The organism is Paraburkholderia lycopersici (assembly GCF_900096975.1).
Taxonomy (GTDB): domain Bacteria; phylum Pseudomonadota; class Gammaproteobacteria; order Burkholderiales; family Burkholderiaceae; genus Paraburkholderia; species Paraburkholderia lycopersici.
Genome location: NZ_FMYQ01000028.1, coordinates 83,194 through 95,408, shown reverse-complemented (window position 1 = coordinate 95,408; position 12,215 = coordinate 83,194). Strand labels below are relative to the sequence as shown.

At 65.4% G+C, this 12,215-nt stretch carries 10 protein-coding genes and 3 pseudogenes; 8 read left to right on the top strand and 5 right to left on the bottom strand.

Translation table 11 applies throughout. The features are described from left to right. Positions 1-22: 22 nt before the first annotated feature. Positions 23-742, bottom strand: a complete 720-nt coding sequence (locus tag BLU17_RS25330) for a MotA/TolQ/ExbB proton channel family protein (RefSeq protein ID WP_092003020.1) — start codon at positions 740-742, stop codon at positions 23-25. A gap of 242 nt (positions 743-984) precedes the next feature. Continuing rightward, entirely contained in the window at positions 985-1,371 is a 387-nt protein-coding gene (locus BLU17_RS25325) for a DUF2946 domain-containing protein (RefSeq protein ID WP_092003017.1), read from the bottom strand. Between the two features lie 154 nt (positions 1,372-1,525). On the opposite strand from BLU17_RS25325, the pseudogene BLU17_RS25320 reads away from it, so the two are divergent. The 7 genes and pseudogenes from BLU17_RS25320 to BLU17_RS25290 all read left to right on the top strand — a co-directional run. Then, a pseudogene (locus tag BLU17_RS25320) lies at positions 1,526-1,735 on the top strand (aldo/keto reductase); the annotation flags it as partial. Between the two features lies 1 nt (position 1,736). Next, a pseudogene (locus BLU17_RS34620) lies at positions 1,737-1,927 on the top strand (SDR family oxidoreductase); the annotation flags it as partial. Positions 1,928-2,326: 399 nt separating this feature from the next. Further along, positions 2,327-3,571 carry a branched-chain amino acid ABC transporter substrate-binding protein gene (locus BLU17_RS25310; protein WP_092003014.1) on the top strand — a complete coding sequence of 415 codons (1,245 nt, stop codon included), beginning with the start codon at positions 2,327-2,329 and terminating at the stop codon, positions 3,569-3,571. Positions 3,572-3,610: 39 nt separating this feature from the next. Beyond that, the gene (locus BLU17_RS25305) at positions 3,611-4,558 is read left to right on the top strand and encodes a branched-chain amino acid ABC transporter permease (RefSeq protein WP_092003011.1); all 948 of its coding nucleotides are present in this window, start codon (positions 3,611-3,613) and stop codon (positions 4,556-4,558) included. 39 nt (positions 4,559-4,597) lie between these two features. Further along, positions 4,598-5,872 carry a branched-chain amino acid ABC transporter permease gene (locus BLU17_RS25300; protein WP_245747012.1) on the top strand — a complete coding sequence of 425 codons (1,275 nt, stop codon included), beginning with the start codon at positions 4,598-4,600 and terminating at the stop codon, positions 5,870-5,872. Continuing rightward, complete coding sequence (locus tag BLU17_RS25295) at positions 5,869-6,636, top strand: ABC transporter ATP-binding protein (protein WP_092003008.1); 768 nt, start codon at positions 5,869-5,871, stop codon at positions 6,634-6,636. Before BLU17_RS25300 ends, BLU17_RS25295 begins: the two co-directional genes overlap by 4 nt. Then, positions 6,636-7,355 carry an ABC transporter ATP-binding protein gene (locus tag BLU17_RS25290; RefSeq protein WP_425434140.1) on the top strand — a complete coding sequence of 240 codons (720 nt, stop codon included), beginning with the start codon at positions 6,636-6,638 and terminating at the stop codon, positions 7,353-7,355. The genes BLU17_RS25295 and BLU17_RS25290 overlap by 1 nt, the downstream gene beginning before the upstream one ends. A gap of 50 nt (positions 7,356-7,405) precedes the next feature. On the opposite strand, the gene BLU17_RS25285 is transcribed toward BLU17_RS25290, so the two are convergent. Then, complete coding sequence (locus BLU17_RS25285; RefSeq protein ID WP_092003005.1) at positions 7,406-9,253, bottom strand: acyl-CoA dehydrogenase; 1,848 nt, start codon at positions 9,251-9,253, stop codon at positions 7,406-7,408. Positions 9,254-9,424: 171 nt separating this feature from the next. Here BLU17_RS25285 and BLU17_RS25280 point away from each other — a divergent pair, with 171 nt between their 5' ends. Beyond that, the gene (locus BLU17_RS25280) at positions 9,425-10,330 is read left to right on the top strand and encodes a LysR family transcriptional regulator (RefSeq protein WP_092003002.1); all 906 of its coding nucleotides are present in this window, start codon (positions 9,425-9,427) and stop codon (positions 10,328-10,330) included. Positions 10,331-10,404: 74 nt separating this feature from the next. On the opposite strand, the pseudogene BLU17_RS25275 reads toward BLU17_RS25280, so the two are convergent. Both BLU17_RS25275 and BLU17_RS25270 read right to left on the bottom strand, forming a co-directional pair. Further along, positions 10,405-10,632: pseudogene (locus BLU17_RS25275) on the bottom strand (class II aldolase/adducin family protein); the annotation flags it as partial. Positions 10,633-10,653: 21 nt separating this feature from the next. Next, a complete protein-coding gene (locus tag BLU17_RS25270; RefSeq protein WP_092002998.1) occupies positions 10,654-12,201 on the bottom strand; it encodes a methyl-accepting chemotaxis protein in 1,548 nt (515 codons plus the stop codon). Positions 12,202-12,215 lie beyond the last annotated feature (14 nt).

The following is a 12,215-nucleotide window of genomic DNA, read 5'->3' as shown; positions in this document are numbered from 1 at the left end:
TTGAAGACGGCAGCCTTTGTCGTCACTGGTTGCGCGCGGCCACGCGCAGGCCGCTCTTTGTCGGCGACAGTTCCTCGCCCGTCACGAAAAATGCATGCAGGCTGTGCGCAAACCGGTTCAGCCGGAACACGATGCTCTGGTTTGCGCGCGTGAGCGCGTTGTATCCGAGCACGGCCGGGATTGCGACGAAGAGTCCGAAGGCCGTCATGATCAGCGCTTCTCCGACCGGTCCGGCGACCGTGCCAATCGACGTCTGTCCGGTCTCGCCGATGGTCAGCAGTGCGTGATAGATGCCCCATACCGTGCCGAACAGGCCGACGAACGGGGCAATACTGCCGATGGAGGCGAGAACGGCGAGACCGCTCTGCATTTTGGCGACGCAGTCGTCCATGGTGTCCTTGAGGCAGCGCGCTATCCACTCCGATACGCCGATGCGATCGCGCAACTGCTGCTGTGTCTGGCGATGATGTTTCGCCGCTTCCTGGCCGGATAGCGCCAGGGCAAGGAAAGGGTTCTCGCCGCGCGCGCCCTTGGGGAGTTTTCCGATGCTTTCGGCGAGGTTATCCGAATACCGGAACGATTGCTCTGCACTCCTTGTCATGCGCTTCAGCGCAACGACATTCCACCCTTTTACGGCGATCACGCTCCACGAAAGAATCGACATGATCGTGAGCGCGAGCGCGATGGCACGCGTCACGAGATCGCCTTGCGTCCATAAATGGGCAATCCCATAGTTTTGCATTGCAACTCCTTTTGCCAGCGGCTCTGCGGGTTTCAACCACCCAACGCCCACAGGCGGCTCGTACGCCGGCAAAGGCCACGCCTGGCCGCGAAAGCCGGCCGCGCGGGCAGCGTCGACGCCGCCTGGATGGCGGGCAGAGCAGGTGTCATTTCTTGCGTTTTCTCGAGTCGTGATTGCTCGCGCCGCATAAGCGGCTCGATGTGCCCACGACGCGCCGACCGGGCATCGCGTGGGGCTGGTAATTACGATCGGGAAAAGGCAGGAGGCGCGCGCGGCCTTCCGGACGGAAAGGCCCCCAGCGGCGTAAAACGGATGGACAGAACAGGCGGCGCGGCGATCGTCACGAACATGACGAGAACCGGAAGCGGCGAAGCAACGGCGGGGAGGGCGGCGTGAGTCGCCAGCAGATCGCAATAGGAGCAGGCGATCGTTCCATTGTCATGCGCTCGATGCGCTTGATGCTTCTGATGCGCACCGGCGGATGGCGCAGTCACCGTGCATACCGCCGCGACAGGTTCCCCGATTCTGGCCGGGACAACGAGTTGACTGATGACGGGCATCAGCACGATCAGCCATATGGCGATCATGCCCGGCAAGGCAACCAGTCGACGGAGGGCGTGCGGATTCATCCGGGGTTTGCGAAAATTTCGAAGGGGAGTTTAGCGGTTTTGCCCGCTGCGCGGCGTGACGTGCCGTCGCATGGGCAAGCGCCGATTTTCGAGGGCGCGTCGTTCCGGGCCTGCGCGGTCTTCCGGCCGCGGCCCGCCCGCTTGCTGCACTATTTTCAGGCAGGCGCAAAAGAAACCCGTTGCGGTCATCGCGCGGGTGCCGCTGGCGAGCGGCATGTTGACGGGCAAGTGGTCCGCGGATTCGGTGTTCGCGTCAGACGACCATCGTGCTTTCAACCGTCACGGCGAGGCGTTCGACGTCGGCGAGACGTTCTCGGGCGTGTCCTATGACGTCGCGTTGAAGGCCGTCGACAAACTGCGCGGCGCGCGTGGCCGACGAGGCGGCGGGCGTGCTCGGCGGGCTTGACGTGCTCGTCAACAACGTGCGGGCATTGCGGGGCCGACGGGTGGCGTCGAGGAGCTCGATCCCGAGCAGTGGGAACGCGCGATATCGACCAATCTCGACAGACAGTTCTGCTTTCTCCGGCGCGCCGTGCCGGTGCTCGGTCGATCCCCCGATCGTTCACTTCAGGGAAAGCACTGGGACGTCGTCTTGCGTCGCCTCGAATCCGCGCCGAAGCAAGCCCGTGTGCGGGGAGTGTGAAGGCGTGTCCGCCGCATGGGGGCTTTCTGTCCGAATTTGACCTCGCGAGGCGCTCGCCTGGTTTCTACTATCCAAGCGGCCGGACATGAGGGCTGCAACCGCGAGCGGGCACAAGCGGCTCACAAGCGGCTCGCAAGCGAGGTGAATGGCGGGAGCGGGTTGCGCTCGCGCAAGGCGCCAGGCCTGGCGGCGTCAGCGATTTCCCTGGAGTGCTGTTATTGGCGCCTGGAATGTGTTGAGATACTGAAAATCGCACGGTCGGACAGAAATTTTTCCGCACGATAAGGAATGCATACATAAAGGAGACAGTCCATGAGGATGTTGCGCTCGTTGCTGGTTGGTGCGGCGGTATGTTCAGCATGGGTAGTGGGGGCCGCGCAAGCGGAAACTGTCAAGATTGCCTTTATCGATCCGCTGTCCGGCCTGATGGCCTCGCTCGGAACGAACCAGCTGCATAGCTGGCAATACACGGCGGAATTCGCCAACGCGCACAACTGGGCAAACGACACGAAGTTCGAGGTGGTCGGGTTCGACAACAAGCTCTCGCCGCAGGAAAGCCTGACCTTGCTGAACCAGGCGGCCGACCAGGGCATTCGCTATATCGTGCAGGGTAACGGTTCTTCGGTGGGCATCGCGCTGGAGGATGCGGTCGCGAAATACAACTCGCGCAATCCTGGCAAGGAGATCGTCTACCTGAACTACGCCGCCGTGGACCCGTCCATGACCAACGCGCGGTGCGACTACTGGCACTTCCGCCTCGACGCGAACGCGGACATGAAGATGGATGCGCTTACGACATTTCTCGCGCGCGACAAGGACATCAAGAAGGTCTACCTGATCAATCAGGATTACGCGTTTGGCCACGACGTCTCGCGCGTGGCACGCGAGGACCTGAAGGCCAGGCGGCCGGATATCGCGATCGTCGGCGACGATTTCCATCCGCTCGCACGTGTCAAGGACTTCTCGCCTTACGCAACCAAGATCAAGGCGTCCGGCGCCGATACGGTGATCTCGGGCAACTGGGGCAGCGACCTCGCGTTGCTCGTGAAGGCCAGCAAGGACGCGGGCGTGACGGCCAACTTCTACACCTATTACGGCGGCACCACCGGCGTGCCCACCGCCATGGGCGCGGCCGGCGCCGATCACGTCAAGTATGTGGGGGTGTTCGGCCCGAACACGACGAGCAACCCGCAGGTGGTCGGGCAGGTCATCGAAGGCTACAAGAAGAAGTACAACGACGATTACTATCTCGCTACGGCCTACGCCGGCATCGCCATGTTGAGCAAGGCGATGAGCCAGACGAAGTCGACCGATCCCGTCAAGGTGGCCAAGGCCCTCGAGGGCATGACGGTCGGCGGCATGAACGGTCCTGTGACGATGCGCGCCGCCGATCATCAGGCGCAGCAATCGCTCGTGATCGCGACCTGGACCAAGGTGGACGGCAAGACCGTGAAGTACGATCAGGAAAACACGGGCTACGGCTGGCGCACCGACGTCCAGCTCGGGCCGACCGCGGCGACGCAGCCCACCACCTGCCAGATGAAGCGGCCGGGCTGAACGCTCTCCTGCCACGCATTTCACAAGGATCACCGGGCGGTGGAATTTCTGACCATCTCTCTCTTGAACGGCATCAGCTATGGGCTGCTGCTGTTCATGCTCTCGTCGGGCCTCACGCTGATTTTCAGCATGATGGGCGTGCTCAACTTCGCGCACGCGAGCTTTTACATGCTCGGGGCGTACTTCGCCTACACCATTGCCAGCAGGATCGGGTTCTGGCCGGCGCTGGTGGCGGCGCCGCTGCTCGTCGCGTGTGTCGGGGCGCTCGTCGAGCGTTTCGGCCTGCGTACCGTGCACAAGTTCGGGCACGTCGCCGAACTGCTGTTCACCTTCGGCCTCTCTTACCTGATCGTGGAGGGCGTCAAGCTGGTCTGGGGCCTGGCTGCGGTGCCGTACGCCATTCCGCCCGAACTGAACGGGGCGCTGTTCAAGGTCTTCACCTCGGACTTCCCCAAGTATCGCGCCTTCATGATGCTGATATCGATCTCGATGCTCGCGGCGCTCTATCTCGTGTTGACGCGCACGCGCATCGGTCTCGTCATTCAGGCCTCGCTGACGCACCCGGAAATGGTCGAGGCGCTGGGGCACAACGTGCAGCGCGTGTTCATGCTGGTGTTCGGCGCAGGTGCCGCGCTGGCGGGCCTGGCCGGCGTGATCGGCGGCAATGCGTTCGTCACGTCGCCGTCGATGGCCGAGTCGGTGGGGACCATCGTGTTCGTCGTCGCCGTGGTCGGCGGCATGTGCTCGCTGCCGGGCGCGTTCATCGCATCGCTGCTGATCGGCATCATGCAGACGTTTGCGGTCACGATGGATGCTTCGCTCTCCGATCTGTTCTCGCTCGTTGGCGTGACGGTGACGGACGGCACGACGCTGTCATCGCTGTGGCGCATGCCGCTGTCTCAGGTCGCGCCGATTCTGCCCTACCTGCTGATGGTGCTCATGATGATCCTGCGACCGCGCGGGTTGCTCGGCAAGCGGGAGGGCTGAGCGATGAAACCGTTCATTCAGGCCACGGCCGGCGCGGTCATGCAACGTCACGGACTGCTGCGTTCCGCCCGCTTGCTGCGCTGGGTCATCTGGGGCATCACGGCGCTCGTGATGCTCGCGATGCCGCTCGTGTTTTCCAGCGGCTTCGCGATCGCGCTGCTTTCGCAGATGGGCATCATGATCATCTTCGCGCTGTCGTACAACATGCTGCTCGGACAGACCGGCATGTTGTCGTTCGGCCACGCGGTGTACTCCGGGCTCGGCGCATTCGTGGCTGCGCATGTGCTCAACATGATCGGTGCGGGCAAGTTCCCGTTGCCGGTCTCGCTGCTGCCGCTGGCCGGCGGGTTCGGCGGGATGCTGTTCGGCATGCTGTTCGGCTACGTGACCACGCGCAAGTCGGGCACCACCTTCGCGATGATCACGCTCGGCATCGGCGAAATGGTGGCGGCCAGTTCGCTCATGTTTCCCGCGTTTTTCGGCGGCGAGGGCGGGGTGCCGACCAACCGCACCGTCGGCCACGCGGTGCTCGGCATTACCTATGGTCCGGCGATCCAGGTCTACTACCTGATCGCGTTCTGGTGTCTCGTGTCGATGATCGCGATGTACGCGTGGACGCACACGCCGCTTGGCCGCATCGCCAACGCCGTGCGCGACAACCCCGAGCGTGCCGGATTCGTGGGGTACAACACACAGCGCGTGCGCTTTCTCGTGATGGTTCTCTCGGCGTTCTTCGCGGGCATCGCGGGCGGGTTGTCGGCGATCGACTTCGAGATCGTGACGGCGGAAAACGTCGGCGCCGCGCAGTCCGGCGGCGTGCTGCTGGCGACGTTCATCGGCGGCGGCGCGTTCTTCTTCGGGCCGGTCATCGGCTCCGTCCTGTTCGTGCTGTTCGCGGTCGCGTTGTCCAGTCTCACGCCGGCATGGTTGCTGTACCTCGGGCTGTTCTTCGTGCTGATGGTGATGTACGTGCCCGGCGGCGTATCGAGCCTGCTGATGAAGCAGATGCCGCTGATCGCCGCGCGCAGGCTGCACCGCATGCTGCCGTCCTATGCGACGGCGCTCGGCGCTGGGCTGATCGTCCTGGCCGCGCTCGTGCTGACGGTCGAACTCGTCTACAAGCTGCAGATCGATAGCGACAACGGCACTGCCATGGCGCTCCTCGGCTTGAACTTCGACGCCGGGTCGTGGAAACCGTGGGCCGTTGCCGTGGCGCTGTGGGTGCCGGGCGCACTGGCTTCGCGTTTCGCGGCCGCGCGCGTGCGCGAGGCGTGGGATCGCGTGCAACGGGAAATCACAGGAGGCAACGCATGACGGCCGCGCTGGAGTTGCGTGATGTGCGCAAGCAGTTCGGGCGCACAGAGATCATTCGCGGTGTCGATCTGGAAGTCGCACGGGGCGAACGTCATGCGCTGATCGGCCCCAACGGCGCCGGCAAGTCGACGACGTTCAACCTGATTTCGGGCCGCCTCTCACCGAGTTCCGGCACGGTGAGACTCAACGGCGTCGAGATCGGCGGGCTGCCGCCGTACAAGATCAACCGCATGGGCCTGTCGCGCAGCTTCCAGGTGACGAATATCTTCCATCGCCTTTCGGTGTTCGAGAATCTGCGCTGCTCGGTGCTGTGGGCGCTCGGCTACCGGTATTCGTTCTGGCATCGGCTCTCGCAGTTGCGCGACGCGCGCGAGCGCGCCGACGAGGTGCTCGAACTGATCGGCCTGCAGGGCCGGCGCGACACGCTCGCCGGGCTGCTGACCTATGCCGAGCAGCGCGCGCTCGAAATCGGCATCACGATAGCCGGCGGCGCCGAGGTCATCCTGCTCGACGAACCGACGGCGGGCATGAGCCGGTCGGAGTCGGATCACGCGGTGGAACTGATCCGCAGGGTCACGGCCGGCAAGACGCTGGTGATGGTCGAGCATGACATGAGCGTCGTGTTCGGGCTCGCCGACCGCATCTCGGTGCTGGTCTATGGCGAGGTGATCGCCACGGACACGCCGGAAGCCATCCGCAACAACCGCCGCGTGAAGGAGGCCTATCTGGGCACCACGCTGGACGAATCCGAGGGCACACATTGATGGCGCCTCCCGATGCCATGCTCGAGGTGCGCGACCTGCATGCGTACTACGGCAAGAGCCATATCCTCCACGGCGTCGAGATGCAGGTGGGCGAGGGCGAGATCGTCGCCCTGCTCGGGCGCAACGGCGTGGGCCGCTCGACGCTGGCCAAGGCCATCATGGGGCTGGTGCGGTGCGAGGGGCAAATCCTGCTGCGCGGCAAGGATGTGCGTGGACTGCGCACCTTCGAGGTCGCGCAAGCGGGCATAGGCTACGTGCCGGAGAACCGCGACATCTTCCCGACGCTGACCGTACGGCAGAACCTCGTGCTCGGCGAGAAGCGCAGCCGGTCGCGACAGAAGCCGCGCTGGCGGCTCGACGACATGTATCGGATGTTCCCGCGCCTGAAGGAGCGCGAGGACACGGCCGCCGGTCTGCTGTCCGGCGGCGAGCAGCAGATGCTGACGCTGTGCCGCACGCTGATGGGCGACCCCGACCTCATCATCATCGACGAGCCCACCGAAGGGCTCGCGCCGCTCGTCGTCGCCCAGGTGGGCGAGTATCTGAAGACGCTGAAGGCGCGCGGCATTTCGGTGCTGCTCGTCGAGCAGAAGCAGGCGATCGCGCTCGACATCTCGCAGCGCGTCTACGTGATGGGGCACGGCCAGATCGTGTTCGAAGGGACGCCGCAGCAGCTCAGGGCCGACGCCCGTGTCAGGCAGGAATGGCTGGAAGTGTAGGGCGCGAACGTGAGCGGGACGTCTGTCCGGATCCGGCCGCCGTCGATCGTTCAGAACCAGGCGTCCTGCATGTCGAGCGTGGTGCGATCGAGCGAAGCGAGCAGATCGAACTGCGCGCCGGTCTTCGGTAATTCCCACGCGAAGAAATAGGCGGCGGCGGCGAGCTTGCCGCGATAGAAGTCCGCCTCGCCGCCGCTTGCCTTCGCCAGGGCCGCGCGCGCCACGAGCGCCTGTTCGAGCCACACCCACGCCATGACCACGTGACCGAACGCTTCCAGGTACACCGAAGCATTGGCGAGCGTCACCGCCGGATCGCCCGCGGCCCAAAGCTGACGCGTGACGTCTTCGAGCCGCATCAGCGCGGCTTCGAGTGCGCGCGCCTGGGCGGCGGCCTCGAGCGCGCCCGAAGCATGCGCACGAACGAGCGTGGCCTGCACGCGCGCCGCGAAGATTGCGAGCGCCGCACCGTCCTTGACGACCACCTTGCGGCCGAGCAGGTCGAGCCCCTGAATGCCGTGCGTGCCTTCGTGGATCGGATTGAGGCGATTGTCGCGATAGAACTGCTCCACGTTGTACTCGCGCGTGTAGCCATAGCCGCCATGCACCTGAATGGCAAGATCGTTGGCCGCGAGACACCATTGCGAGGGCCAGCTCTTCGCGATCGGCGTGAGCAGGTCGAGCAGCAGCGCGAGCGGCTCGCGCGCCTCGCCGCCCGCGGCGCTCGCTTCGTCCACGAGCTTCGCGCACCAGAGGTTGAGCGCGAGCGCGCCTTCCACGTAGCTCTTTTGCGCGAGCAGCATGCGGCGCACGTCGGCATGTTCGACGAGCTTCACCTGCGCCGACGCGGGGTTCTTGCCCGCCGCGCCCACGGGACGCCCCTGCGGCCGGTTGCGCGCGTAGTCGAGCGCATGCAGGTAACCGGTATAGCCGAGCATCGTCGCGCCGAGCCCCACGCCGATGCGCGCCTCGTTCATCATGTGGAACATGTACGCGAGCCCGTGATGCGGCTCGCCCACGAGATAGCCGATCGCGCCCGCCCGGCCGCCCGGCGTGTACTTCGTGCCTTCGCCAAAGTTCAGCAGACAGTTCGTCGTGCCGCGATAGCCCATCTTGTGATTGAGGCCCGCGAGCACGACGTCGTTGTGCTCGCCGCGCGAGCCGTCCTCGTTCACGAGGAATTTGGGCACGACGAACAGCGAGATGCCCTTCACGCCGGGAATGAGCTTGCCGTCGGGGCCGGGAATCTTCGCGAGCACGAGATGCACGATGTTTTCGGACAGCTCGTGCTCGCCGCCCGAGATCCACATCTTGTTGCCGCGCAGGCGATACTGCGCGCCGAGCGGCGAGTCGCATTCGAAGTCGGCGCGCGTGGCGATATCCGACAGCGACGAGCCCGCCTGCGGCTCGGAAAGGCACATCGTGCCGAAGTAGCGGCCTTCCAGTTCGGGGCGCACGAAGGTGTCGATCTGTTTTGCGCTGCCGTGCGCGAGCAGCAGGTTGGCGTTGCCGATGGTGAGGAACGGATAGGCGCTCGTGCCCACGTTCGCGCCCTTGAACCACGCGAACCCCGCCTTCTCGACGACGAGCGGCAACTGCATGCCGCCGTATGCGTAGTCCTGGCCCGCGGCCATGAGGCCGGCCTCGCTGAACGCGCTGAGCGCCGTCTTCACCTCGGGGATGATCGAGACCGTCTCGCCGTCGAAGTGCGGCTCGTGCTGGTCGTTCTTCTTGTTGTGCGGCGCGAACAGGTTGGTGGCGATCTTCTCGCAGGTATCGAGCGCGGCGTCGAAGGTTTCGCGCGTGTGGTCGGCGTAGCGCGCAATGCGCGTGAGGCTTTCCACATCGAGCCATTCGTAGAGCAGGAAGTGGAGATCGCGGCGGGAAAGGATCAGCGACATGGCGAAGGGGCTCTCATCGGGGGAGAAGAAGACGCCCAGCCTACCTAAAATAGAACGACCGTGCTATTGGTAATTTCTCCAGCCGCGCACGGGGAGCCGTGGAGGCTGCCTTTCGATTCGGCGAAGAATCGGTCATGATCGGGCTTCATCTTTCCGGAAAGCGAGAATGCGATGGATCGGCTCGACGCCATGACCGTGCTCATCGCCGTGGTGGACGCCGGCAGCCTTTCGGCTGCGGCCCGGCGTCTCGGCATGCCGCTCGCCACCGTGAGCCGCAAGGTCGGCGACCTTGAGGCGCACCTCGGGACTCGCCTGCTCGCACGCACGACGCGCCAGCTTTCGCTGACCGAAGCGGGACGGTCGTATGTGGCGGCGTGCCGGCGCATCCTCGAAGACGTCGGCGAGGCCGAGCGCGCCGCCACGGGCGAGTACAGCGCACCCAGGGGCGAACTCGTGGTCACCGCGCCCGTCGTGTTCGGAAGGCTGCACGTGTTGCCGGTGGTTGCCGGATTTCTCGCGCTCTATCCCGAGATCAGCGTGCGCCTCATGCTCGCCGACAGCATCGTCAACCTGCTTGAGGAACATGTCGATCTCGCCGTGCGCATTGGCGAGCTGCCCGACAGCGCGCTCGTTGCGACGCGCGTAGGCGCGATACGGCGGGTGGTGTGCGCGAGCCCCGCGTATCTCGCGGCGCATGGCGTGCCCGCGCACCCGCGCGAGCTGGCGGGGCACGCGTGCATCACGTCGGAAGGGCTCTCGTCCGCGCGCGCCTGGGGCTTCTGGCTCGGCAAGGAGCCGGTCTCGCTGCCGGTGCGTTCGCGGCTCGTGCTCAATACGGCCGAGGCGGCCATCGATGCGGCGATGCTCGGCGTCGGGTTCACGCGCGTGCTTTCGTATCAGGTGGCGAGTGCCGTGCGCGAAGGGACACTCGATGTGGTGCTCGAGGCTTTCGAGCCGCCGCCGTGGCCCGTGAGTCTCGTGCATGGGGGCCAGGCGCCGTTGCCGCTCAAGCTGCGCGCGTTTCTGGACTTTGCCGCGCCGCGTCTGCGCGCGCGGCTGGAGGGCGCGCGGCTGTAAGCTGTAAGGCGGCGCGATCGTTACGCGTGCGTCAGCGTTCTTCTCAACGCCGCGAAGAACAACTCCGACTGCGGTCGCTCGCCTTCCTCGGGCCCGGGTGCGAGCCCGTTGTCCTCGCGGTCAAGCGCGGCGCGGCCGTGATAGCGCATGGCGTTCGGCGACAAGGTCGTGTCGAGCCCGCCGTCCTCCGTGAGCGTGAGCGCGCTCGCGTACGGCATGTGGGCATGCCGCACGCAGGCCTTGTTTGCGATGCGGCGAATGGCGGCATGGATGCGCATCGCGGCGGGTTCCACGGGGTGCCGGACCGGGCCGGCTACGGCCTGCTAAAGGTGGAAGGCGCGAACCGCCGAGCGCAACGTTTCCGCCTGGGTCCTCAGTGCCCCGGCGGCTTCGACGCCATCCTGCACGAACGCGGCGTTTTGCTGCGTGACGCGATCCATGACGGCGACGGAGGTGTTGACCTCGTCGATGCCGGCACGCTGCTCCTGAGAGGCATCGGCGATCGAATCGACGAGCCCGGCGACGCCTCTGACCGCACCGAGCAGGTCGACGATGGTGGTCGCGGCGGCTTCGACGGCGTGGCTACTTTGATCCACCTCGGCCGTCATTTCCTTGATGAGCGTGTCGATTTCCTTCGCCGCTCCCGAACTGCGCTCGGCGAGCGCGCGGACTTCCTGCGCGACGACAGCGAAGCCGCGTCCCTGACTGCCCGCGCGAGCGGCTTCCACCGCGGCGTTTAGCGCCAGCAGATTCGTCTGGAACGAGATGCCGTCGATCACCGAGGTGATTTCCTGAATGCGCGCCGAGCGCTGCGCGAGCGCCCGCATGCGCTCGCCCGCGTCGCGCGCGGCACGGTCGCCGTCTCCGGCTTTCGCCGACGCGATGCCGGCGAGCGTGCGTGCCTGCGTCGCGTGCCCGGCGTTCGATCGCACCATCGTGGCGAGCTGCTCCATGCTCGTGGAGGTTTGCTGAATGGTGGCCGCATGCTGCTCGGTGCGTTGGGCGAGCGTGCCATTGCCCGATGCGATGTGCGCGGTCGCCTCCGCGATCGCTTCCGCCGAATCGCGGATGCCACCGATGATCGAGGCGAGCCGCTGCTGCATGGCCTTCATGGCGTAGAGCACGCTGTGCGTGTCGCCGGGCCTGACCGCCACCTCGACCGACAGGTCGCCCGACGCCACGCGATTGGCGAGCTGCGCGGCCACGAACGGCTCCGCGCCCAGGTCGCGAAAGAGGCTGCGCGCAATCGACGCGCAGAGGGCGGCGATTCCCGCAACCCCGGCGAAGATGAGCCCGACCACGAGCCATTCGACCACACGTCCCGTCTTGCATGCCTGCGCATATTCCGATTGCGCATCGGCGAGTTCGAGCGTGCGCAATTGCGCGCCCTGGGTTTTTACCGTTTTCGAAACGGGATCGATGGTCTGCGTCTGTATCCACTGCGCTTCGGAAAGGTTGTTCTGCCCGAGCAGTTGCACCGCGGGGCGCAGGCCCTTGTCCCGTAACGTGGCCCAGTTCGCGGAGAACGCTTGCGCGCGGCTGCGGCCGTCCGTCGAATCCGTGCGGGACAACCAGCCTTGCATGAGGGCGTCGATGCGCGCAATGCGGCTCGACGTGCCTTCGACGACGAGCTGGGTCTTTTGCGCCGACGGGTCGAGAATCGCGTCGCTTACCGAAAAGCTCGCTTCAGTGACCAGTTCGTCGATCGTCGAGATCGCCTGGAGCGCCTGCACGCGGCCCTCGAACATGGTCTGGAGCGTGGTGATCGACGTCGATACGCCAAACAGGCCTACGGCGCCGATACAAAGCGAAACGAAAACGACGGCCGTGCTCAGCAAAACGAGCCGGGCTTTGATGGTGAGCTTGCGCATGAAAAACTCGTGAA